The organism is Candidatus Obscuribacterales bacterium (assembly GCA_019744775.1).
GTDB lineage: Bacteria > Cyanobacteriota > Vampirovibrionia > Obscuribacterales > Obscuribacteraceae > SBAT01.
Genome location: JAIETZ010000004.1, coordinates 204,456 through 229,437, shown reverse-complemented (window position 1 = coordinate 229,437; position 24,982 = coordinate 204,456). Strand labels below are relative to the sequence as shown.

General features: G+C 47.3%; 19 protein-coding genes and 1 tRNA gene. 14 read left to right on the top strand and 6 right to left on the bottom strand.

Annotated elements, in window-relative coordinates:
* The first annotated feature begins 40 nt into the window (after positions 1-40).
* Together K2Y22_10580 and K2Y22_10575 are read left to right on the top strand one after the other, a co-directional pair.
* Positions 41-1,309 (top strand): DNA repair exonuclease, encoded by a 1,269-nt coding sequence (locus K2Y22_10580; protein ID MBX9878890.1) that lies wholly within the window; start codon positions 41-43, stop codon positions 1,307-1,309.
* Complete coding sequence (locus K2Y22_10575) at positions 1,299-4,283, top strand: AAA family ATPase (GenBank protein MBX9878889.1); 2,985 nt, start codon at positions 1,299-1,301, stop codon at positions 4,281-4,283. Before K2Y22_10580 ends, K2Y22_10575 begins: the two co-directional genes overlap by 11 nt.
* Here K2Y22_10575 and K2Y22_10570 read toward each other — a convergent pair.
* Together K2Y22_10570 and K2Y22_10565 are read right to left on the bottom strand one after the other, a co-directional pair.
* A complete protein-coding gene (locus tag K2Y22_10570; GenBank protein ID MBX9878888.1) occupies positions 4,280-4,897 on the bottom strand; it encodes a 1-acyl-sn-glycerol-3-phosphate acyltransferase in 618 nt (205 codons plus the stop codon). The two genes, K2Y22_10575 and K2Y22_10570, sit on opposite strands and share 4 nt — an antisense overlap.
* A 3-nt stretch (positions 4,898-4,900) precedes the next feature.
* Positions 4,901-6,043, bottom strand: coding sequence for a tetratricopeptide repeat protein (locus K2Y22_10565; GenBank protein MBX9878887.1), 1,143 nt, complete (start codon positions 6,041-6,043; stop codon positions 4,901-4,903).
* A gap of 149 nt (positions 6,044-6,192) precedes the next feature.
* Between K2Y22_10565 and K2Y22_10560 the strand changes: the two genes are divergently transcribed.
* From K2Y22_10560 to K2Y22_10540, 5 genes are all read left to right on the top strand, one after another.
* On the top strand, positions 6,193-6,669 hold the full coding sequence (locus tag K2Y22_10560) for a hypothetical protein (GenBank protein ID MBX9878886.1): 477 nt from the start codon (positions 6,193-6,195) through the stop codon (positions 6,667-6,669).
* 159 nt (positions 6,670-6,828) lie between these two features.
* Positions 6,829-7,509 (top strand): response regulator transcription factor, encoded by a 681-nt coding sequence (locus K2Y22_10555; protein MBX9878885.1) that lies wholly within the window; start codon positions 6,829-6,831, stop codon positions 7,507-7,509.
* Positions 7,499-8,770: a HAMP domain-containing histidine kinase gene (locus tag K2Y22_10550; GenBank protein MBX9878884.1), complete on the top strand. Its 1,272-nt coding sequence runs from the start codon at positions 7,499-7,501 to the stop codon at positions 8,768-8,770. Before K2Y22_10555 ends, K2Y22_10550 begins: the two co-directional genes overlap by 11 nt.
* Before the next feature lie 128 nt (positions 8,771-8,898).
* Entirely contained in the window at positions 8,899-10,554 is a 1,656-nt protein-coding gene (locus K2Y22_10545) for a hypothetical protein (protein MBX9878883.1), read from the top strand.
* Positions 10,555-10,562: 8 nt separating this feature from the next.
* Positions 10,563-11,981, top strand: coding sequence for a hypothetical protein (locus tag K2Y22_10540; protein MBX9878882.1), 1,419 nt, complete (start codon positions 10,563-10,565; stop codon positions 11,979-11,981).
* A gap of 91 nt (positions 11,982-12,072) precedes the next feature.
* Here K2Y22_10540 and K2Y22_10535 read toward each other — a convergent pair whose 3' ends face one another.
* The 4 genes from K2Y22_10535 to K2Y22_10520 all read right to left on the bottom strand — a co-directional run bounded on the left by K2Y22_10535 (position 12,073) and on the right by K2Y22_10520 (position 21,869).
* Positions 12,073-15,747, bottom strand: coding sequence for a DNA-directed RNA polymerase subunit beta'' (locus tag K2Y22_10535; GenBank protein MBX9878881.1), 3,675 nt, complete (start codon positions 15,745-15,747; stop codon positions 12,073-12,075).
* A 46-nt stretch (positions 15,748-15,793) separates the two neighbouring features.
* The gene (locus K2Y22_10530) at positions 15,794-17,593 is read right to left on the bottom strand and encodes a hypothetical protein (GenBank protein MBX9878880.1); all 1,800 of its coding nucleotides are present in this window, start codon (positions 17,591-17,593) and stop codon (positions 15,794-15,796) included.
* Between the two features lie 51 nt (positions 17,594-17,644).
* Positions 17,645-21,109 carry a DNA-directed RNA polymerase subunit beta gene (gene rpoB, locus K2Y22_10525; GenBank protein MBX9878879.1) on the bottom strand — a complete coding sequence of 1,155 codons (3,465 nt, stop codon included), beginning with the start codon at positions 21,107-21,109 and terminating at the stop codon, positions 17,645-17,647.
* A 334-nt stretch (positions 21,110-21,443) separates the two neighbouring features.
* Complete coding sequence (locus K2Y22_10520) at positions 21,444-21,869, bottom strand: hypothetical protein (protein MBX9878878.1); 426 nt, start codon at positions 21,867-21,869, stop codon at positions 21,444-21,446.
* Between the two features lie 117 nt (positions 21,870-21,986).
* On the opposite strand from K2Y22_10520, the gene K2Y22_10515 reads away from it, so the two are divergent.
* From K2Y22_10515 to K2Y22_10485, 7 genes are all read left to right on the top strand, one after another.
* Positions 21,987-22,083, top strand: a tRNA-Sec gene (locus K2Y22_10515).
* Positions 22,084-22,147: 64 nt separating this feature from the next.
* Positions 22,148-22,657 carry a hypothetical protein gene (locus tag K2Y22_10510; protein ID MBX9878877.1) on the top strand — a complete coding sequence of 170 codons (510 nt, stop codon included), beginning with the start codon at positions 22,148-22,150 and terminating at the stop codon, positions 22,655-22,657.
* Complete coding sequence (locus K2Y22_10505) at positions 22,632-23,003, top strand: DUF5615 family PIN-like protein (GenBank protein MBX9878876.1); 372 nt, start codon at positions 22,632-22,634, stop codon at positions 23,001-23,003. The genes K2Y22_10510 and K2Y22_10505 overlap by 26 nt, the downstream gene beginning before the upstream one ends.
* Before the next feature lie 53 nt (positions 23,004-23,056).
* On the top strand, positions 23,057-23,833 hold the full coding sequence (locus K2Y22_10500) for a sulfurtransferase (protein MBX9878875.1): 777 nt from the start codon (positions 23,057-23,059) through the stop codon (positions 23,831-23,833).
* A 119-nt stretch (positions 23,834-23,952) separates the two neighbouring features.
* On the top strand, positions 23,953-24,312 hold the full coding sequence (locus tag K2Y22_10495; protein MBX9878874.1) for a hypothetical protein: 360 nt from the start codon (positions 23,953-23,955) through the stop codon (positions 24,310-24,312).
* A complete protein-coding gene (locus tag K2Y22_10490; protein MBX9878873.1) occupies positions 24,303-24,668 on the top strand; it encodes a type II toxin-antitoxin system PemK/MazF family toxin in 366 nt (121 codons plus the stop codon). Before K2Y22_10495 ends, K2Y22_10490 begins: the two co-directional genes overlap by 10 nt.
* Positions 24,669-24,723: 55 nt before the next feature.
* On the top strand, positions 24,724-24,981 hold the full coding sequence (locus K2Y22_10485) for a hypothetical protein (protein MBX9878872.1): 258 nt from the start codon (positions 24,724-24,726) through the stop codon (positions 24,979-24,981).
* Position 24,982 lies beyond the last annotated feature (1 nt).

The window sequence follows — 24,982 nt, the reverse complement described above, 5'->3', positions numbered from 1 at the left end:
TTCGTGAGCCTTGATTGCAACATTATCTGCTGGAGTCACCGTGGCTTTAGAGTCAAAACCGTTTTCCTTCTTGCAAGTATCCGATGTCCATCTGGACTCGGCTTTTGCCGGAAGTAAGATTAAGTTGCCGGTGAGTAAACGGAAGGAACGCAAGCAAGAGATTTTAGAAGCGCTTGCCAAAGTCTTTGAGGTAGCCAAAGAAAGGCGTGTGGACGCCATTTTGATACCTGGTGATCTCTGGGATGCCGAATCCGTAAGCAGCCAAACAGTTAATCAAGTGATTGAGCTTTGCATGTCCATCAAAGATACTTTCATAGTCATAAGTCCAGGCAACCATGATTATTATTCGGCTGATTCTATGTACAATCTGGAGGCGCTGCAGGCGCGCGGCATGCGTCTTTGGCCGTCTAATGTTCACATTTACAAAAGCGCCAATTTTCAGACTGTCTGCCACCCGTTTCGAGATGACGTTTCCTTTACCGGCTGTGCTTTTGCCGCCAATGTCCCTGTTGAAGAGCGGCTGCTTGCCGAGCCAATTTCAAAAGAGAAATTGAAGCCTATGAACATTCTGCTGTTTCATGGATCGCTTGATGGCTACAAAGGCGGCGACTCCGGTTTTCCTGGTAAGTTAACTGCTCCTTTTTCTGCTCAGGAATTGATCAACCAAGGCTTTACTTACACGGCAGTTGGACACTATCACCAACAAACCCCAATTAAATTCGAGGACAAACTCATAGGTGCTTATTCCGGCTGTTTAATAGGCCGTGGACTGGATGAGTCAGGTCCGCGCTTTTGCTTGTTTGGCACGATAAGTGCCAAACCTGGAAACGGACAAGACTTTGAAGTAAAAATTGAGCCGGTCGAATCGGACAAAAGAAGAATTGTTGTTGCCGATTTTGAAATAACCGGCAAGACATCCAATGAGGTAATTGATCAAGTCATGCTCAATTTGGTGTCAGCAGGAGCGCGTGAAGGTACAGACATAGTTTACCTGCGTTTGACTGGTCGCTATCCGGCTGGTGGTGAACCGACCTATGTCAAAGAAAAACTAGCAACCATGTTTTATCACTTGGAAGTAAGTGATGAAACTCGCCAAGATTACTTCTTGCAGTCGATTGATGAACGAACAACTGAAGGCAAATTTGTTGCATTTTTGACGAACTTGAAAAAAGAAGCAGAAGCGGCAGGAGGCTCAGTCGCAATTGCCAATGGAGAAGGACCGATTGATGTAAAAGCAATAGAGGATGCTCTGTATTTTGGGCTGGATGCTCTCAAGCAAAAGAGGATATCGATCAAAAATGCTGATTGAGAGTCTATTTTTTGATGCATTCGGCAATTTAGCCGGCAAGCGCATTGATTTCCAACAAGGGCGTTTAAACCTTGTTTTGGCCGCCAATGAGTATGGCAAATCGACAATTGCCGAATCAATTTGGGCAATTTTGTTTGACTACCCGCCGCACCAGCGCTCTACTGAAGACAGGCTGAAGGAGAGAGAAGCACGCAAGCCCAAGACAGCACAGGGCTTCAAAGCCTCTATGGATATAACCTTGCCGGATCAAAAATTGCGCATCGTGCGTGATTTTGACGAGCGCATTTTGAAAGTTTTTGACAGATTGAATTCTGATAGAGATGTGACCAACGAATACTTGTCCGGTCCTAGCCAGGATCAATTAGGAATTAGGCTAACAGGAGTCGGCAGGGATCTATTCCGTAATACGTCTTTTGTCGGACAAAGGGAACTTGGGCTTACAGGACTATCCGAAGAATCCAGCCTGTCAGCGATTCTGCAGAGCATATCCGATGCCTCCGGTGCTGCTACAACAGCTGCTGAAGCGATAGAAGTTTTAATGGAAGCTCTTGCCAGTTTTCCATGGCAAGGAAAGAAATACCGCGCAGAACGACTTATCTCAGAATTAGAGATGCAGCGAGAAGATATTCAAGTAAGACTGCACGATCTTGATAGAGACAGGCTTGCTGCCAGAGAAGATCTGGAAAGACTGGCTCTGCTCAAAGACAAGGTCAAAGTGGAAGAAAGACAGCTTAGAGCCCTTGAATATCTTCATTTGTGTCTTGAGGTGGCCGATGTCGACACTCGACTGAGCAAGGCAACCGACAGGCTTGTTAAGGTCAACGACTTACGCGTGAAAATGAAACTTCTGGCCGGCAGCGAAGAGTTTCCCATTGCTTCAGTTAAAAATGTCGAGGAGCTTTGGACCAAGCGTGAGGCGCGCCTTTCCGATAGGCAAAGACTTAAGCACGAACTTGATAGTAAGGAAAAAGAGCTGTCTTTGAAAGAAATGCGTGTGCGCGAACAATATGAATCCGCTCATCATTTCACATCTGAGGAAGCACAGACGGTATCAGGCATAGGCATGACGCTGCAGTCAGTATTGTCTGAACTTGTGCAAAATAAAACCAAGTTGGAAGCCGAAGAAGGAAGAGTTCGAACAAGCGGTATCGATTTAGATGGGTTGTCTTCGGTACGCAAGTCACTTTTGAATCTGGACACAAAAGACCTTGACGAAGCCTACATGTGCCACGAGAAAATTAAGAAAATGACTGATCAGATTGAGCGCACCAAGGGCTCGGCTTGGCGTGCTCAGATGATTGCCAATGATATTTTGGCTGAACGTAAACACATGTCTGCTGCAGCCAGCAGTGGTGCTATGATGAGTTTTGCTTTTCTAGTTGTGCTCATTTTGCTTTTTCTCTTGAGTAAATTGCCGTCGGTAGCTGCATTGTTGCCGGTTGATTCCTCCACCGTCTCATTTGCTATTGGTGCTATTTGTGCTGTTGCTTTTGTGATTTTGGCTTTTCACGCCAAGACATTTTTCGACGCTAACAACTTCCGCAAATTGGATTTAGCAACCGCTCGCGAAGAAGAAGAAAGAAATAATCAGGATGCCAAAAATCTGCCTCAAGAAATTGGCTTAATGAACGAGCGCTTGAACATAATTGCTCGAAATGCCTTTCTGTCAGACGGTAATCAGCTCTTAGAACGCATGCAGGCTTATGCCTCAGCGGCGCCGGCACTCAAAGAATTGGATCTGCTGACTGAAATTATTCAGAGCCAGGAATCGCACGCAGATGTTCTAAAAGACCAGCTAAAGGCGATGCTGACCAAGGCTGGCTATTCGCTGGATAAAATAACGCCACAAATGGCGTTCAAGTTAGCTGAGGATATAAATAGTTATCTTGAGCAGACGCGTGGAATTAAATTATCCGGCGAGATGCTCGAGCATCAGAGATCCGAATTGAAATTCTTGTCCGATGAAATGCGTGACTTGGATGCTCAATTGAAGGAGTACTTTCGAAAAGCAAAAATTGATCATCCGGAAGATATTCCCGCCGCCTATGAAACTTTTACAAATAGAATTCAATCATTTAGGCAGTGGCAGGACCTCAAGTCGGAGTTGGGACTAATGGAGCGTGACAGCACATCCGATACTTCTGTAAACACATTGCCGGATTTAATAGAAAGACTGAAGCGGCAAAGACAAGCTGCCTGGTCAAAAATGGAAGAGTTGATAGTTAAATATCCGGAAATCGCCGAATCATCGGATTGCCTGGGGGTTTTGACAAAAAGAACTGACTTTGCGCAGCGCCTCACCGGCTATTCTGAACTCTTGCATGCATATCAAAAAGAAAAAGAGGAATTGTCCATCAAGGTGCGCGCATCCTTGAAAAACTATGAGGATCATTACCTCAAACTGGAAGAAAATCTCGAATCGCTGGAAGAACAAATCAAGGAATTCAAGCAAACTAAGTTGTCCCTGGAATTGGCTTTGACTACCTTCCAACAAATGGCTTATGAAACACACAGAAATTGGTCACAGCAATTGAATGAAATTTCCAAAGATCTATTAAACGGTATCGGCTCTGACTTTGAGAGCATTCAATTTGATCAGAATCTACAAATAACAGCAAGGCGCAAAGGCGAAGTTGAACCCTGGCAGCCGGCCAATATTGAGAGCCAGACATCAATAGGAACACGAGAGCAGCTCTACTGGCTGGCCCGCATGGCCATTTGCCGCTTTTTAAGCCGCGACTCTTCTCTTCCAATTGTCTTGGACGAGCCGTTTAGTGAACTCGATGACGAGCGTTTCTTGAAGTCAATGCGTTTTCTTTTGAACGTGCTTGCTAAAGACCACCAGGTGATCATTTTCAGCTGCCACCATGAAAGACACCGTTGGCTCATGGACAGACTAAATGAAGAAGAAAAGGCACTTATTCAAAACTGCGAATTGAAACCGATAACGGAGTCAGCCTCGGTAAGCTTCTAGTGTTTTTCAGGAAGCTTGAGCCCGGACATTTCAGATATTCGCTCCATGATTTTCCAGGTCGTTTCGTCCAGGTCTTCACCTGGCGGCATTGGTTCCCCGAAGGTGATGTACATTTTGCTTTTCTTGTCATTTGAGCCGACTATGCTCACGGGGACAATTGGTACTTTATTCGATCTGGCAATGTAAGCCGGACCAGTGTGCGGCATACCCAGTACGCCGGGAGTTTTGGTTCGTGTGCCTTCAATAAAGGCTAAAACAGGACGTCCTGTTTTTAAAATTTGGCGAAGAGCCTTAAATGTGGACGGTTCCGGTTTATTGCGATCGACAGAAACTGCTCCAAGAAGTGCAAGCGCTGGACCATAAATTGGAATTTTAAAGAGTTCTTCCTTGGCCATAAATCCAACCGGTTGGCCAACTTGAATGCCGATGGCCGGCGGGTCAACATCTGAGAGGTGATTAGCCACCATCAAATACGCCCCTTCTGTAGGCAAGTTTTCTTTGCCTTTTACAACGGTGGGGTGCGTCAGCCAAAACTTTAGCCTGTAGCTAGATGCGATGAAATTGAAAAACAACCGCCCACTGAGTTTTAGTGAATTTTCATTGAATGTTGCCATGGACTATTTGCTGGCGCTTCTAGCCGCCGATTTGGGGAGAGTAATTCTTACAACTGAATTGTCTTCTTGCTGGCTGACATATAAATTTCCGTCGTTGTCCAGAGCTAAATAATATGGCTTCTTGAAGCCGCTGGCAATAATGGTGGCAACTCCTGCCGGATTAATACGGGCAATGGTGCCGGAATTGTAATTGGCGACATAGACGTTACCGGTTTCATCAATAGTTATGCCGATAGGTCCTTTCAAGTTGATGCCTGCGGAAAATTGCATGCGTGAACCATCAAGTGTGATTCTGTCGATTGTATTGCTCAAGAAATTTGCGATGTACAAGTTGCCTTGACGATCAAAGGCAATGCCGGATGGTGCGGAAAATCCAGTAGCAATAACACGCAAAGTCGAGTTGGCAATTGTCGGTACAGGACTTGGTGTAGGCGCTGCTTGTTGAACCGGTTGAATTGGTTGTAATTGCTGTACCGGTTGTTCGACGGGCATCTGTTGCTGTGTTTGAGCCGACATTTGTTGGTTATTGTAATTTTGGGCCGCGTAACCAAAAGAAGAGGGGGCTACCGTCTGCATTGGGCTTTCATCAATTCTGCTGCCGGACATATTGGCGGCAACTGTTGATTGATTTTGTCCATAATTTGGAGTCGATTCAAATCCGGACTGGCCCTTCAGTTGGGCGCCGCCTGAAAGTTGGCTATTTATCTGTGCCATGCGTTGTTGGCATTCGGCAAAGTGCGGGTTATTTGGAGCAATGTTGGAAAAATGATCTTTGGCTTCCGGTAGTCTGCCTGTTTCTTGCAGGATTATTGCTAGTTGGAAGTGCGCATCAGCATCCGTTGGTTTGACGCGTAAAACTTGCTCGAAGCGAGGAATTGCTTCCTTGTATCTCTTCTGAGCTTGGTAGATGACAGCCAGATTGTAATGCGCATCGGCCAAATCCGGGTCAAGGTCGGTTGCCCGGCGGAAGAAGATGATTGCTGATTCGGGGCTGCCTTGCTTGTAGGCGGTCAGTCCCAAGTTGTACAGGCTGACAGCGTGCGCGCCTGGCTTTTCCTCGGCAGCGAGTGCAGCAGGGGCGACTGTGAGAAGGCTAAGTAGTGCCAGTCCGATAATTCTGGTGGCTAGGTGGGAACAAAACGGCATTGGCGCTATCTCCTGACATGTTTTACGTCTATTTAACGGGCTGACTATTGTTTTACGAATAAGTTGCATTAGGATGTGGGTATATAACATTGTGTTAATCGAAATATAATCTCTATTGGCAACCGGCAATTCTGGAAAGGACCTTCTTTATGCGTACGCTAGGTCATGTAATTACATCAGCAGGGGTTAGCCTTGCTACTTATGCTCGTTACCGTTCTCCAGGCGCAGCACTTGCTAGTTTTCTGGCAGGCTGGGTGATCGACATCGATCATATCTTCGATTATGTCAAAGCTCATGGACTCAGGTTCAGCTGGTTTCATTTCAATGAAGCTTGCCATGAGAAGTACAGTGGGAAATTGTATTTGCCTCTGCACTCCTACGAACTGTTAGCCTTGTTCTTTTTCCTCCTAAGAGGTCCCACCCTACAGCCTTTCCGCGTAGGTGTCACACTATCAATTTTGACGCATCTTTTGCTGGATCAGCACTGTAATCCATCGAGATCGCGATTAACTTATTTTCTAGCAAACCGCATCCACAAAGGGTTTGACGCAAATAGGCTGCTTACTGAAAGGGTCTATCACGGCTCGACTACGGTCAAAACAAAGAGTCTAGTCAAGACCGTTTAGGGTAAGTCAAAAGTCTCAACAGCCGGGCACACTGCCCGGCTGTTTTTGTCTGTTCTCCCCCACAAAACCCCCACAATTCTCGTTTTACACTAGTACCATAGTATTATTCGGCCTAGTTGAGCCGAATTGCTACGTCAATGCCATCATAGGGATAAGTCGATGAGTAAGGTTTTGCTAGCAGAAGATGAGGCTTTACTGGCTAATGAGATTAGCGAGTGGTTGCAGCACGAGCATCATATTGTGGAAATTGTAGGAGACGGACTGGCGGCACAAGAGATTCTTTCTTGCTGCCAATACGATGTTGTTGTCCTTGACTGGATGCTACCTAGTTTGAGTGGAGTGGATGTTTGCAAAAACTATCGCGCATCCGGCGGGCAGACTCCTATACTTATTCTTACCGCCCGGTCATCGATTGAATCCAAGGAAGAAGGATTGGATGCCGGAGCAGATGATTATTTGACCAAGCCTGTCCAACTTAAGGAATTGAGCGCCAGAATACGCTCTTTGCTCAGACGCAAGGTTGTGTCGCCAACGAATAATTTGCAGGTTATGGACATCGTAGTCGATCCTAAAACACGAACCGTCACTAAGGGTGGACAGGATGTTCATCTGGAACCGCGCGAGTTCAATCTGTTGGAATTTCTACTTCGCCATCCTAATGTCACCTTCAGCACAGAGGCGTTGATCAGGCGTGTTTGGGAGTCATATACTCACATAACTCCTGAGACTTTGCGTTCTTATGTAAAGTCATTGCGTAAAAAGCTCGATACGGAAGGCAAAGATTCTTTCATTGCCACGGTGCATGGTTCAGGTTATATGGTTGTGAATCGTGATGTTTAAAAACCTGCGATTACGTCTGACAATTTGGTTCGTCTGTCTATCCGCAGTTGCTCATATCACAACCACAATACTCACCGGGGTCCTATTTCACAACCAATTAACCGCTGCTATCGACTCGGAGCTTGCTGAGTTGGTGGCAGAGCATTTGCAAAACATAGATTACACCGATGGTCATCTAAGTCTGCCGACGGCGACTCGATCCTTTTCTGCAAAATCGATAAAGTTGCTTGCTTCAATACAGTTATTCGATCCAAACGGAAAATTTGTGCAAGAAACAGGCGCCCCTGGTGTAACCATAATGTATCCTCGAGCTACAGAAGTTCCTCTGCATGGTCATCATTTGCGAAGTCTATCGCGCCGAATCTTGGACCATGGCCGGCTCTTGGGTTATCTGCAAGTTCAGTTACCCACGGACGCTCGTGAAAGAGCTGAGAGTGATAGGTTGCTGATGTTGGTCATAACATTTCCTGTGCTTATTGCTCTATTGTTTATTTGCGGTTATTACTTTACTGCGGTGGCTATTAAGCCCATCGAAGAGACATTTTCTATTCTCAAAGAATTCATGATTAACGCCGGTCATGAATTGAACACGCCTTTGTCGATTGCTCAAGCTGCCTTGGACAACCTTGATCGCCAGGGGGCAAAGCAAGCTGATGTTTTGAAGAAAGTTTCCGTCATCAAACTGTCTTTGACCAGAATGCGCAATTTAGTTGATGACATGCTTTTGCTGGCTAAGCTGGAGTCGGATAAGGCTACAACTCGCACATTTAAGGTATTGCCATTTCATGACCTAGTTAGAGAAACGCTTGAGCATATTCAGCCTCTATTGGAAGAGCATGGTATTCAGCTTTCAATTGAGTCGATGGACAATGTTTTTGTGCGCGGCAATATGTTTCAGTTGCAACAGATGTTGACGAATTTATTGCAGAATGCCATTTCTTACAACAAGTCCGCCGGCACCATTTCAATATCGTTGAAGTTGACTGATCAAACCGCACAATTGGTAATTGCCGATAGTGGAGTAGGAATAAGCGAACAAGATTTACCGAGAATATTCGACAAATTCTTCCGCGCAGAATCATCACGCGCTGCTGCAAGTGGTGGCTCAGGACTAGGGCTGGTCATTGTCAAAAACGTTGTAGAAGCACACAGGGGCGCTATCAAGGTCGACAGTGAGCTTAATGTCGGCACAAAAGTTATTGTCAGTTTGCCTATAGTGGCACAGCCTATAAGTACCCACACAATCCCCACGAATTCCTAATAGCATGACTACAGATGCTGCAATGCGTCTGTTGGGTAAAGTGCTACGGGTTTTGTGGCAATTTAACCTAGTTGAACCGGTCGTAATCGTCCGGGGCTGTCTGTTGCCGAATGGGGCGAAATATCAAGGTGGAAAACCATATCGAGACACCGGAGAACGGAATTCGTGGACTCAAGCATTGGAGACACGATATTGTTGCCGGCTTGATTGTGGCATTGGTATCTGTGCCGTTATCTTTGGGCATAGCCTTAGCATCCGGTGCGCCACCTATCTGTGGACTAACATCGGAAGTCATAGCCGGACTTGTTTTCCCTTTCATTGGTGGTGCTTTCGTCACCATCAGCGGTCCGGCAGCCGGACTTGCGCCCGTCTTGTATTCATCAATATTGGCGTTGGGTAAAGGAGACATGGCGCTTGGCTATAAGCTTGTATTGCCTGTAATCATGCTCGCCGGACTAACTCAAATTGCGCTTATGTATTTGAAAGCAGCCAGATTTAGTTATCTAATTCCTAGAGCTGCTGTCCAAGGAATGTTGGCTTCTATCGGCTTGCTTATTATCGGCAAACAAATTCCAAACTTCATCGGTCACAAATATCACGCCAATGAATTTTTTGTTGTGTTGGCTGAGACTCCGTCGCATATAACTCACCTGAATCCGGCTGTGTTTGTCACTTCAATTGTTTGTTTGGCTTTGCTCTTTATCCTGCCTAAGCTAAAATACCAGGTACTTCGTTTCGTTCCGCCGCATTTGCTGGTAGTGTTGGTCGGTATTGTGCTGGCTAATTTCTTTCACCTGGAAAGTCGTTATTTAGTGCAAATACCGACCAATCTACTGCAGCATGGATTTCAATTTCCCGACTTTGGACTATTGTTTAGTGATGCGACGATAATACCCAAGGTTATTGTGGCCGTTCTGGCATTGACATTTGTCGACGGTACAGAATCGTTGGCGACAATACATGCAGTTGATCAAATTGATCCGTTCCACAGAAAATCCAATCCCGATAGAACATTACTGGCCATGGGCATTTCCAACATCTGTTCTGGATTCATTGGTGGTTTAACGATCATTCCCGGAATCATGAAGAGCAGCACTAACATCTTTGCCGGTGGAAGAACTGCCTGGGTCAACTTCTACAATGCGCTTTTCCTTATATCCTTCCTGGTTTTCGGACATGAGCTAATCAGGGCCATTCCAATTGCGGCCTTGTCAGCCGTACTAATGCAGATAGGCTATAAGTTGGCCGGTCCTCATCAATGGCAAAAAATGATCGAGCTTGGCAGAGAACAGTTGCTAATATTTACAACAACTGTTCTTGTCACAGTTTGCTCTGATCTTCTTATTGGTATTGCCGCCGGCATTGCAATGAAGGTTCTCATCCTCGTGTACTACTCATTTAAGGCATCAGAAGCCGCCGGCAATCAAGAAAATAGACTGGAATTGCTGGGCAAAACGGTAGTGCGTTTATTTAAGAATCCGCTTGAAAAAGTTGAGAGCGTTAGCGGCACGAAGTATATCTACTTTTCAGGACCACTTACCTGCTTCAACAGTTTGTCCATTCGCTCTGCATTGAAGGGGCTTATCAATCCAGGTAATAAGGTAAAGGTTGTACTCACCTCCGATGTAGGTATCGTAGATCACAGTACTACCGTATACTTTAAGCAACTTATCGAGGAAACAAAAAGGATAGGTTGCTCGTTTAGCGTTGAAGGCTTGGACACCCTGTATAGCTGCTCTGATCATGCGGATTCGTTTAGATATAGAGTTCAGTATTCCCCCTAGGCAAATTAATGCCATCACTTACTAAAGGAAAAAACTTAATAGCTGTTGGATCTGCGGTGTTGCTTACACAAGGCGCTCCGGCACTTGCTCTCCAGCAATCGGTTGATGAGACCGTCACTGTAGAAAAGGTCGATAGCCTGACAAAGCAGATTTTACTCAAGGAAATCGAGTTAGAACGATTTTCACTGCACTACACCATCGAAGTTGCTAGACAAGGACGTTGGAAAGGTTGGCGGTATGCAGCAATGCAAGAAGCCAATAACTCGCTTGGACTATATGGTGGAATTCTCTCTACCTGGAATCGGGGCAGAGACTTGCATCATCCGGAAAGACTCAATGTAAAGGTGCAGGAAACCGCCAACCATCTTCCTATGATTGGTTCGATAATTGGAGCAAGCGCAGCGGCTGGTGAATTTGGTGTTAATTCTTATCATGACATCAGGGCTCGCATGCGCGGCTATTCGCCTGGCGCTTCCATCAGGCATATTCGAACTATTAAAGAAGATATTCAAAATCTGCTGGAGCAGCGACAAAACCTGGTAAATCAAGCATCAAATGATTCCAACCTTGATAGATACGATGAGGTCTTCAATGCTGAGGCGAAGGTGCTCAATGACATGCTTGAACAAAGCCTTAAGGAATTCAGTCGCTATCACGTCGGAGCACGGGGGCTGCTTGCCTTTCAGCAGACTCAATATCTTTTCGATGTAGCAAAATACACAACTGGTGCAATTGGCGCCCATTTTGCATTTCTCTCCCTCTATAAGCACAAACGAGTCTGGAACGGAAGAGCCGGTGTACTCTTTGCCATCTCTGGTCAATTGACCATGGCGGCGCCTATCTTAAGTCGTTTTGTTGGTTGGGAAGTTGCAAAAATGACCAAGAGAAAAGTTGATAAGGCACTTCCTGAAGCTGAAGAGGCAAAGATTGCTGAACTCCAAAGTGATATGCAAGCCTTAGACAAGCTGATGAAGGAAAAACATGCAGCTGATACAGCCGTTGCCTCAATTACAGATAGAGAGGCCATCTTTGATGTGCACGAAAAGGACTTTACAGGGGCAATCAGAAGAGAAGAGATGAAGGTTGCTGCAGCCCGTCTCACAGCTACGGAAAACGTCGCGGCAGGTGCTTTTGTTGGTGGCTCGAAAACGGCTCAGTCTATCTTCTTCTTGATTCCGGGATATGACCACCGATACAACAGCGCTACAAAAAGGGCAGGACGTGTGACCAACGACATGTTGTTCACCGCTGCTGTAGTTGGATTGCCTGCAACCAGCTTTGCCATTCTTGATACTCTGCGCATTCAGGTACAAGGAGAAATTCAACGCCAAAAGGCACGCAGGAGAGGTGCTTTACCTGGGCAGATTGTTGCTGCCCGTTTGAAGGCGCTGGACGATATGGAACGCGGTCTGAAAGCAAGTATGTAATTTAGGTTCATTTGGGGAATGACAAAAGAGCCAGGCAATTGCCTGGCTCTTTTGATTAACCTGTAGCGAAGCGAAACCGGAGCTATATAAACTAACTCGTCTGAGTGAAAGAGCCTTCGCCGATTGGAGGATAGATGTCCTCTTCTTGCTCTTCTTCTTCAGCTGGGGCATGGTGACCCTGGAAGCCTGTTCCGGCTGGAATCAAGCGACCGATGATCACGTTTTCCTTCAAGCCACGTAGCCAATCTTTCTTACCTTCGACAGCAGCTTCGGTGAGGATTCTTGTTGTTTCCTGGAAGGAAGCAGCAGAGATGAAGCTTTCTGTGTTCAAGCTGGCTTTGGTGATACCGAGAAGTACTGGTTGCCAGGTTGCTTCTCTTATCCCGGCGGCTTGCGCCTTGGCGTTTTCTTGTTCGGCATCGTAACGCTCGAGCAATTCGCCCGGCAGCAAGATTGTTTCGCCCGGCTCGTCTACGCGCACCTTGCGAGTCATCTGTCTGACAATCACTTCAATGTGTTTGTCGGCGATGTCTACACCCTGTGAACGATATACCGACTGCACTTCATCCACAAGGAATTTCTGAGCAGCTTCGATATTGACCAAGCGCACGATATCGTGTGGGTTTGGTGGACCGTCTGTGAGTGCCTTACCTACTGTGATGTCTTCACCGTCTTCAACGATAATGTTCAATCCTGAAGGTATGACTATCTCTTCTTCGCCGCCTTCCGGATAGGTGACAATCAAGCGAGTGATGTCATCTTCGGTGACAACACGGGCACGACCGGCACGCTCAGCCAAGATGGCTGATTCTTTGGGTTTGCGAGCTTCCAGCAGTTCTTCAACTCTTGGTAGACCCTGTACGATGTCCCCTGTCTTCTGTCTTTCGAAGATAAGTGTTGCAAGCAAGTCACCACGCTGCACCAGCTGACCATCATCTGTTTGCAGTTGTGTGTTACCGGAGATGAGGTAAGGACGTCCTTTACGGATAGTCACTTCACCAGACTCAACAGCTACAACTTGACCGGAATGGCTGGCTGTGGAGCCCTTAGCGATAGTGTCCTCATTGCGTAAGAGGTCGCCGACTTTAACCGTTGGAGTCCCTTTCACTTTTTCGTGAATCTGCTGTTCTTCTGTGATGAGAAGAACACGGCGCTCATCAGACTTGGACAATTGCACGCGCGCTGGTGTTTTGGTCAACACTTGCGTGGTGGCAATGGCGCCGCCTGCAGGAATTTCCTGACGATCTTCAACAGCCAACAATGTGACGTTGAATTCGCTGTCGCGTCTCAAGAGGATGTTTTCTTTGACGACAATATGGAGATCGTCGTTTTCAACTTCGACTGTTCCCTTGAGTCCTTGCAATTGACCTTGCATTTGCAGAACGAGTGATGTACGGGTCAATGCTGCGCCTTGCAGGTTGCGCACTTTCTCGCGATCACGGAACAAGAGCTGAGTGACGCTTCTCAAGCTAATTTTCTCGTCAGTAGCTTTGTGCTTGAATTTGGTTTCTCTTGGCTCAATCCAGTATTCATCAACTGGACGAACTAGAACAAAGCTGGAGCCATCTTCGCGCTCGAGCAGAGTAATCATCTGGCGCTTCTTGGTCTTTTGTCCCTCGAGGAACTCAACACCAACGTCGACTATCTCACCGTCTCTAACTTTCAATTCGGAAGGATCGGCTATCGGAACGATGTCTCCTGGACGAATAATTACTTCGTGGATGATGTCGTTGTCGGCAACTATCTCAGCCACACCGTCCATGTGAGCGAAGACGTCTTTGACGACTTCCTGACCGGCAGTGACGATGTCACCGGAGTCGACCATCTTCAAGGAAGCATCCTTGGAGAGGAAGTGTGTCTCTTCTGGGATAAAGAGCAAGCGACCAGGCTTGGTTACGACGCGACGATCATCTGTTTCGACTCCGTCGTAAATGACTTCGCCGCCGCAGGTAACAGCATTGACGCCATCATCTACGAGTTCAGCGACAATCTTGCCGTTTTCTACTGTTTCGTCATGCACTACTTTGATGGTGAAGGCTTCTTTGGTCTTTTGCACTTTCCATGCGCTGCTTTGCTTGCCGAGTTCTAATTTGGCATTAGCTGCACCGACTGAAGCGATGACGACGTTTATTTCCTTACCTTCAACAAGTTTGGCAACTGTTTTCTTGCCTTGCTTGACGTTTTGCGTTTTCAGATCTGTGCCGAAGCGTACTTCACCTCCATGCTCGGATGAGATTGTGATCTCAGCCAGAACATCGCCTGGAACCACGTCTTGTCCGTCTTTGACGACAACACGGGCACCTGAAGGCAGGTTGTATACGTCCCCTTCCAGTACCCAGATGATACCGGCACGGTTTGCTGTGCGGGAGATGTTGCCTTGACGATCACGTTTTTCGTCAGCCTGGAAGCCTTGGAATGAAACACGACCGGAGATATCAGCGGTGATATCTTTGCTGGCCTTTTCCGTCAAGTTCTTCTTAGCGCCAACTGCTTCATGCTCGGCAATAACTTGTCCTTGCTGTACTTCAGTACCGGAGGCAACCATGATGAGAGCGCCGGCAGGTAAGTTGAAGGATTCATCTCTCTTGCCGCCGCCAACTTTGATGGCGCCGTCCCGAGTAGCTTGTTCAACTTGGTCACCGTAAGCGGTACGAACAGAACGGGTTGGAATCTTGTAGGTGACTTCACCGGTCATCGGAGCCTTGATCTGAATACGGCTGCTGCCACCAGCTACGGCACCACCTGTGTGGAACGTTCTCATTGTGAGCTGTGTTCCAGGTTCACCGATTGACTGAGCGGCAATGATACCAATTGCTTCGCCGACATCGACGTTCTTGTTGGTTGTGAGTGACCAGCCATAGCACTTCTGGCAAACGCCGAATTGGCTTATGCAACCAAGAGGCGAACGCACTGGAATGCTTCTGATTTTAGCTTTATCGAGAGCTGCTGCTGCTTTTCTGTCGATGAGCTGACCTTTTTGGACGATAACTTCGCCATCCGGGCTAACAACATCTTCAAAAGAAGTTCTACCGAAGGCGCGCTCGGACAAGCCGACGATAACTTTATCGCCTTCCATGATTGCCTGCATTGCTACGGAGCGTGTTGTGCCGCAATCGAGATCGCGAACAATAACGTCTTGAGCAACGTCAACCAGACGTCTGGTTAGATAACCGGAGTCGGCTGTTTTCAGAGCTGTATCTACAAGACCCTTACGTGCACCATAAGAGGAGATGATGTACTCGGTTACGTTCAGACCTTCGCGGAAGTTAGCCTTAATCGGCAAGTCGATAATCTGTCCTTGAGAGTCAGCCATCAAGCCACGCATACCGACCAGCTGACGGACCTGAGAGATGTTACCTCTGGCGCCGGAGAAGGCCATCATGTATACAGGGTTCATGCGATCAAAGTTGTCGACCACTTCGCGGGTCAATTGGTCGGTTGTAGCAGACCATGTGTCGATAACCTTGTTGTAGCGTTCAACTTCTGTGATCTCACCGCGCTCGTAGCGACGCTGAGCTTCTTCAATTTCCTTTTCAGCAGCAGAGATCAAGTTGCGCTTGGTCTCTGGTACTTCCAAGTCCTCGATAGAGATTGTGACGCCTGCTTTGGTGGCGAACTTGAAGCCCAAGTCTTTGAGCGAGTTGGCAACTTCAGCAGAACGTGCTGTGCCGTACTTCTCGTACAGTTCAGCAAGAAGCGAACCTAGCTTCTTCTTGTCCACCGTTTGGTTGATGAACGCTATTGAGTCTTTCTTATCTTGGCTCATGCCTGTTATTTCCTTATGATGCAAATTTGGCTATGAAGTACAACTATTAGCTGACTGCAGTCAAAGCTTCTCTTATCGCTTCATTGAAGATGATGCGACCAGGAGTGGTGTCGATGGTTGTGCCATCGATATCACGCACTTTGATTTTTGCGTGCAGGTCAACTACGCCTACTTCATAAGCAGAGCGTGCTTCAGCCAGGGAGAAGAAGCGCATTCCGGCGCCCTTGCAGATTTTCGGATTGTCCGAACCCGGCTTGTCGATGGTCAGGTAATAGATACCCAAAACCATGTCCTGCGTTGGGGTGATTGTAGGACGGCCTGTAGCCGGCAAGAGAACGTTGTTGGAAGCAAGCATCAACATATGAGCTTCAGCTTGTGCTTCAACGGACAACGGTACGTGAACAGCCATTTGGTCGCCGTCGAAGTCGGCGTTGAATGCCGAGCAAACAAGCGGGTGCAATTGAATGGCGCGTCCTTCGACCAATACCGGTTCGAAAGCTTGGATACCAAGTCTGTGCAGGGTGGGAGCGCGGTTTAAGAGTACCGGGTGTCCTTGAATTACTTCTTCCAGGATTTCCCAGACAACTGTTGATCCACGTTCAATCTGCTTCTTGGCGGATTTGATGTTTTGGACTATTTGTCTCTCGATCAATTTGTTGATTACAAATGGCTTGAAGAGCTCAAGAGCCATTTCACGTGGCAAACCGCACTGATTGAGTTTCAATGTCGGCCCAACCACGATAACCGAACGACCTGAGTAGTCAACGCGCTTACCGAGCAAGTTTTGACGGAAGCGACCTTGCTTACCTTCGATGATGTTCGAGAGTGATTTCAATGGTCTGTTGTTTGGACCAACTACGGTACGACCACGACGACCGTTGTCGATCAAGGCATCAACTGCTTCCTGCAACATACGCTTTTCGTTGCGCACGATGATTTCAGGAGCACCCATCTCGAGAAGTCTCGCAAGACGGTTGTTGCGGTTGATAACACGACGATAGAGGTCGTTCAAATCAGACGTTGCGAAGCGTCCACCATCCAACTGCACCATTGGGCGCAAATCTGGCGGTGTTACCGGGAGCACATCGAGTACGATCCATGTTGGATCAGTGTTCGAGTTGATCAAGGCTTCAACCAAGCGGAGGCGCTTAATTATCTTGGCGCGCTTCTGTTGGCTGCCGCCGGAACCGGCTAACTCATCACGCAATGTCTTGGACAATTCTTTCAGTCCAGGTACATCTAATAATTTGCCTTTGTCTTCTTTGTTTTCGTTCTTGTCGTAAACAGGCTTAGCCAGTTCGTTCAAGAGTTGTTTGATAGCTTCAGCACCAATGCCTACGTCAAACTGGATGTTTTGATCATCCAAAAGCTTGTCGTACTCTTCTTCGGACAACAACTGATTCTTATGCAGATCAGGTGCATTGCCTGGGTTGGTTACGATGTAGGCGTTGAAGTAGATGACCTGTTCAAGATCACGCAAGGGCAAGTCCAGCAAGAGACCTATATAACTTGGGATGCCCTTCAAGTACCAGATATGGGTAACAGGAGCCGCTAAGCGGATATGACCCATTCTGTGGCGGCGAACTTTAGAGTCGGTAACTTCAACTCCGCAGCGTTCGCAAGTAATACCTTTGTGGCGAACACGTTTGTATTTGCCGCAATAGCATTCCCAATCTTTGGATGGTCCAAAGATTCGTTCGCAGAACAAGCCGTCTTTTTCCGGCTTGAGCGTTCGGTAGTTAATTGTCTCAGGCTTTGTTACTTCGCCGTGCGACCAGCTAAGAATGCGGTCGGGAGAAGCAATCCCGATTTTGATGTAATCAAACCTATCAATACTTGTAGGCATAGTGACCGAACAACCTCCGAATAATCGTTTGAGTTAAACCGTTGAAGCTGACTAATTTTCGTCATCCGATGAATCTGCTTCATCGGTGGCTTCATCGCCTAATCCCAAATCAATTGATACCTCATTCATAACTGCAACGCCTTCAGATTCCTCTGGCTCGCTAACTGCAACCCCGGTAGCCGGGATCATAGTTTGGCGTGTAAGTTCAGCCAATTCGGATTCCATACCGATGTCACCAAATGGGCTGACACGGCGCATTCCGCGTGGTCTCACTTCTTCGACTTCAACCATCAAGTCAACTTCTTGCTCTTCGCCATCACGGTTGTGTTTAGCAACGGAGACATCCAAGCCGATTGATTGCAATTCGCGGACCAGTACTTTGAAGGACTCAGGAATACCAGGACGTCTCAAGTTTTCACCCTTAACGATGGATTCGTAGGCCTTCGAGCGGCCGTTGACGTCATCGGATTTGATGGTCAACATTTCCTGCAAGGAATAAGCCGCACCGAATGCTTCCAGTGCCCAACATTCCATTTCTCCAAGTCTCTGTCCGCCGAACTGAGCCTTACCACCTAGTGGCTGCTGGGTAACCAGCGAGTAAGGACCTGTCGAACGAGCGTGAATCTTGTCGTCAACCAAGTGGACGAGCTTCATCATGTAGATGCGGCCGACTGTAACTGGGTTGTCGAACTTATCACCGGTGCGACCATCGTAGATGGTTATTTTGCCGTCGTCTCCGACCCACGGAGTGCCGGCTTTTTCTTTACCTGTCTTGATTTCACGGTGAACCAAGCTGGTGGAAGCTTCGCCTTCGAACATTTCGTCGAATGGTGGTACTTCGTAGTGCAAGCCTGTGAGCATGGCAGCTAATCCGAGAAGTGTCTCGAATGTCTGTCCGACGTTCATACGGCTTGGTACACCAAGCGGGTTCAAGACGATGTCGACAGGTGTGCCATCAGGCAGGAATGGCATGTCTTCCGGTGGAAGAATCTTAGCCACGATACCTTTGTTGCCGTGACGTCCTGCGACTTTGTCGCCGACCGAGATTTTACGCTTCTGGGCAATGTACACGCGGACGACTTTGTTGGCCACTGGTGGCAATTCGTCGCCTTTTTCGCGGTCGAAGACTTTGACATCTACTACTCGACCACCTTCACCATGCGGAACGCGTAGTGAGTTGTCGCGTACATCACGAGCCTTCTCACCGAAGATTGCTCTTAAGAGCTTCTCTTCCGGTGGGTGCTCGGATTCACCCTTCGGTGTAATCTTTCCAACCAGAATGTCATCCGGATAAACACGTGAGCCTATGCGCACGATGCCGTTTTCGTCCAAGTGCCTGAGCGACTCTTCAGAGACGTTCGGCACTTCACGAGTTATCTCTTCCGGACCTAGTTTGGTTGAACGAGCGTCAATCTCCAATTTCTCAATGTGAATGGAGGTCAACACATCGTCGTAAACGAGTCTCTGGCTTATGAGGATAGCGTCTTCAAAGTTGTAGCCTTCCCATGGCATGAATGCCACGAGTAAGTTGCGTCCTACAGCCAATTCACCAGACTTGGTGGCAGCACCGTCAGCAATAATCTGACCGGCTTTCACCTTGTCACCGACGTTGACCATCGGTTTTTGGTTTAAGCAAGTGTCTTGGTTGGAACGTTGGAACTTCGAGAGTTTGCAATCCACAACCTTGCCGTCTGCTTGACGGATGCGGATGACATTGCCTGTTACCAACTCAACTGTGCCATCAACGTGGGACAAGAGCACCATACCCGAGTCGCGGGCTGCTTGCTTCTCGATGCCGGTTGTGACATAGGCACGCTCTGTTCTAATCAGCGGAACTGACTGACGTTGCATGTTGGATCCCATCAAGGCACGGTTGGCGTCATCGTGCTCAAGGAACGGAATAAGTGCTGTTCCAACAGAGACGATCTGAATTGGGCTTACGCCTACGTAGTCGACTTGATCCGGTGTTGTTTCGATAAATTCGGAACGATAACGAACTGGAATTAGTTCAGTTAAGAAGTTGCCGGCATCATCTACAGGCACATCACCTGGAGCAACACGGAATTTATCTTCTTCATCGGCTGTCAGATAGTGGACATTTTCGGAAAGTTTTCCGCCAATGACCTGACGATAAGGAGTTTCGATGAAGCCATACTCGTTAACGCGAGCATGTGTAGCTAGTGATCCGATAAGACCTGCGTTTGGACCTTCAGGAGTCTCTACTGGACAAATACGTCCGTAGTGACTTGGGTGAATGTCGCGTACAGCAAATCCAGCTCTTTCACGAGACAAACCACCAGGACCCAATGCAGAGAGTCTTCTCTTGTGGGTGAGTTCTGCCAATGGGTTTGTTTGATCCATAAATTGGCTCAATTGTGACGATCCAAAGAATTCACGGATAGCTGCAACCAATGGCTTGGTGTTGAGCAAGTTAGCTGGTGTCAGAGTGTCTGCATCTTGCAATGTCATACGCTCTTTAACGATACGCTCAAGACGGGTCAAACCGATGCGGAACTGGTTCTGCAATAGTTCACCGACTGAACGAATACGACGATTGCCTAAGTGATCGATATCATCAGGATGACCTTCGTCATAGTGCAGAGCAATTAGATAATCCACTGCAGCAACGATGTCTTCACGAGACAAAGTACGCTGAGTTTCAGGAATGGACAAATTGAGCTTCTTGTTGAGCTTATAGCGACCAACTTTACCCAAGTCGTAACGCTTATCATCGAAGAAGCGGCTGTCGATAATCGATTGACCACCAGCTACAGACGGCGGATCGCCTGGACGTAGCTTACGGTAGACTTCGATCAAGGCTTCTTCACGAGTCTTGGTGTTGTCTTTCTCGAAGGTCTTCTTCAAGAAATCGCGATGACGGAAGATGGACTCCATCTCCTGATCGGAATAACCCAAAGCGCGTAGCAAGGTTGTTGCCGGCAATTTGCGGTTTTTGTCGATCTTTACATAGATAACGTCATTGGTATCCGATTCGAACTTCAGCCAAGCGCCACGGTTCGGGATAAGGGTAGCGGAGAACGTACGCTTACCGTTGGTGTCAACTTCGCGCTTGTAGTAGATGCCAGGGCTTCTGACGATCTGAGAAACGATAACCCGCTCAGCGCCGTTGATGATGAACGTACCGCGGTCCGTCATCATTGGGATATCGCCTACATATATCTCTTGTTCTTTGATTTCACCAATGTCGCGGTTAACCAAGCGCATCTTGATGCGCAGTTTCTTCGTGAAGCTGGCGTCCATTGCACGCGCATCTTCAGGAGTCTTTGGTTTGTTGGGTTCGGTGTGATCGTCGAATGTGTAATCGGCGAGGAAGTGCAGTTCAAGTCTGCCTGTGTAGTCCTTGATCGGACTAAATGCCTTCAACTCTTCGGCAAGACCTTCGCGGATAAACCACGCAAAGGACGCCTTTTGAATTTCGGCGAGATCGGGAAGTTCGGCGATGCGAGAACTTCCGACCCCGAAGGTTCGGACGCGCTCAGATATCTCTAAAGCCATTGGATACCTCTGGGTGCTGGCTAAAAGCTCATGGGATTTAAGGGACAAGCTAGCAAGTTTACGTAAGGAGTTAATGTACTGTCAATGTAGATGGGGCTAACCCAGGCGATTGTAAACACAAATATTTATAACCTTATCTATCGATCACAAACCGGAATAGCATCTCTCACAAGGCGTTAGCCGTGTTTTTGCGAGATATGCCAAGGGGTATTGTAGCTTAATTCGATGAGAAAAGATCTATTTGCAGCGTTACGAAGCGCAAGAAATCAGCGTATAGGCACCAATGATGGCGTCGAATCTAAACAAATTCTGAAAACGAATAACAAAGAGCTAGTTATGGACAGCCTTTGCCGGACCATTCCCAATCAGGTGTGATCGGTTGTTCGTTTTTTGCAGCCTTTGCTTGCTTTTCTTTGTAGAGCTTTTCGGTGTCAATAATTACTGTCTCCGATGGCTTTACTCTTATTTTGCCGCACGTGTTGACGCCGCGCACTTCTGTTGGTGGTTCTTTCGGGACTATAAGCGCTTCCAGATGGAGACTGGATTTTTCCATCATATGTTTCAATGTTTGTGCCAACTCACATCTCTGTACATTCCCTTTCTCGGAATCGATGACTGCCTTCGGGAATCCGCAGATTTCTTCTAGCGTGAGCAGTGTCTTGTAGTCGTGCTCGGCTTCGGCCAAGTTACCGGCGCGCTCATTAGTTTTTGCCTCTGCTCTTAAAAGTTCGATTGCTTTTGAAACATACTGTTCTGCCATGATCCTTACTCCAATTGCTTGAGTTGTTGTCAATAGAATGATTGTAGTGACAGGAGCTTTCAATGTCAGTGGGGTAAATACGTAGCCCCATCCTATTAATAAGGCTAAAATAGCTGCGGGGATGAGACATCGCTGGTGTGATGCACGGTCTTCAAAACCGCTGTGGGTGAGCCCAGCGCTAGCCCGGGTGGGTTCGATTCCCATTCGTCCCCGAGTTTTCGGCACTTGAAAATCACCACTGAGTAATATATACTCAAATTAGATTCAAGGAGTCCAGAATGCCTAAAGACACAAAGCGCGAAAACTTTGAAGTCAGTCCAGAGCAAGCCCAAGCTATCACTCACTTCCAGGAGTTAGCTAATGCGACATCCAGAAAGGATGCGGTGTTAGCTGCGATACGCTTAGGAATTCAGCTTGGAGAAGAAGTTAGCCAGGGTAAGCAAATCTATATAAGCAAGCCAGGTTTTATGGAGCCGGAAAGAGTGCTTCTGCCTTTTGGTGCAGCGCGCGGACCAAAGTATCTGGTGCAGCATGATCATCCATGGAAAAGGCAGCTGTTTGTTAAGGGTAGAAAATTGCCCGCTGCCAATGTTTGGGTGTCCATGCGAGTAAACAACCTAACATCTGAGGAAGCTGCTGAAAATTGGGACTTGCCGCTAGAGGCAATTTTGGAAATTGAAGAATATTGCGAGACAAACAAAGCTCTATTGCAAATGGAAGCTGCTGAAGAGAAGCGACGGCTACAGGAAAAAGGAATAAGCTTTGAGCCTAAAACTTCTGGTAGATGAATGCCTAATCGACAAGCTGTTGATTGCGGCGCTGGAAAAAGCAGGGCACGATGTGGTTACAGTAACTCAAATAAACCTGATAGGCAGTACGGACAGTGCGATTTTCGATCATGCTGTTAAGGATAATCGCCTTGTTGTAACTACCAATTGCGATGACTTCGAAGACCTGCATGAAGCTTATTTAGAGGACAAGCGGAGTCATCCGGGAGTTCTGCTTATCTATCTTCAAAATAACCCAAAGAGAGACTTAGGCTACAAGCAGATAGTACAAGCAATCGCCAACCTTGAAGCCAGCAAAATTCCTCTAGCGAGTGCTCTACATTCGTTAGTTGCATATAACTACTAAACGGACAATCATTAGTAGACTGTCCACTCAAGATTCACAAGCAGATGTTAACAATGCCCACCGTCAATATTGCTGCCTACAAGTTCGTCGGTATTCCTGAGCCGGCTGATTGGATAGCGCCGTTGAAAGATAAATGCAGTGAACTGAATCTCAAAGGCACGATTATCCTCGCTACTGAAGGTATCAATCTCTTTTTGGCAGGGCCGAGGAATTCTATTGATGAGTTTCTTCACTACTTGCGTAACGATAGTCAATTTCAACAGTGTTTCCTCGACATCACGATTAAGGAAAGTTTGTCGGACAACCAGCCGTTCGGCAAAATGGTAGTACGTGTGGCCAAAGAAATCATCACGATGCGTCATCCGACAATTCGTCCTGCAGATAGTCGTGCAGCGTCTGTTGATCCTGTGACATTGAAACAGTGGCTTGAGCAGGGATACGATGACGAAAAACGCGAGATAGTATTACTCGATACGCGCAACAAATTCGAGGTCGACTTCGGTACATTTGAAGGTGCTGTTGATCTCAACCTCACAAAATTCGGCGAATTCCCCGATGAAATACGCGCCGCATTAGAATCCGATGCAAGTCTCAAAGACAAAACAATAGTGTCGTTTTGCACGGGTGGTATTCGGTGCGAAAAGGCTGCAATTTATCTAGAAGAAATTGGACACCCCAAAGTGCTCCAGTTGGACGGTGGCATCTTGCGCTACTTCGAAGATGTTGGAGGCGCATTCTGGAATGGCGATTGTTTTGTGTTCGATGAAAGAGTGGCGCTGAACCCTGACCTGCGTCCAAGTGGGGCTGTGAGAATCTCCGAGCCTGCGTAACAGCTAGCTGTTGCCATAGGTCGCCTGTCTTTGAGCCGGCGGCGTTGGCTCACGGCTTAATTTGCAATTCGTATGATGAAAGCGTATGATGAATTATATAAGTGATTGAGGCTTGTTTTATGGCCAGACCCAGGCGCCGGAAATCTATCGCTTCGAAGGTTGGTGAGACAGTCGCTGATCCGGCAAGCTTGTATGAAGCGCTTCTGCCGCAGGAGTACGGAGTGCCGCCGGCAGACGACAACACAGCGGCCCGGGTAACTGTTTCAGTTCATCCAGGACTGCTTCGTTATGTTGATGATTACGTTGAATGGCATCCAGAGACTAATCGTAGCGCCGTTTTTGAGCAGGCAATCGAGCTGTGGATCCATTGGATGCAAGCTGAAACATACAAACGTTATTACGCTACACATAAGGAAACTCAAGAGGATGCCGACTGGAAAGCAATTCAGACGGAGGCTGCGAAGTTCATTTGGCCGTAAGTGAAGTAAGCCCTGAAAAGGGTGAAATTTGGTATGTCAAATTTCCCAATCAGCCCTCCGATCCTCATCAACCGAGACCGGCGATTGTCGTGTCCGCGGATGCTCGCAACTTGTATGCGTCTGATGTGATGGTTGTGCCCATCACTAGTAAGACATTTCTATTGGATACTTATGTGCGTGTACCAGCCAAGGAAGGCGGACTTCCTCATCATTCGGTGGCGAAGTGTGATCAAGTCACAACAGTAGACAAAATATTACTGGTCAATGGTCCGTTGGGCGGAAAAATTAGTCAATTGTCGATGAGGAGAATTCATCGTGGAATAAGAATCGCACTTGGCGAAACTAGAGTTCCCTAAGAATCTTGACTGTATGCAAAAATGTATACATAATTGTATACAGAGGTGTGAATTTATGACAGCTCGTATTCCATCCAGGCAGCCAATCGTCCGTATAAACCTTGCAGCTAAGCAGAAGTTGGACCGAATGCAAACGCAAACTGACATGAGTCAGCCCGAACTGCTGGATCTTGCTGTGACGCTCCTTGAGCGTGAAATGTTGGCACAGCGTTTTGCGCAAGATCTTGCAGATTTAGCTAGTAACGAGAAAGCGCTGAAGAAATATAGGCAAATATCTTCTGCTTTTGAGGGCGCATCAGGAGATGGGCTCTAAT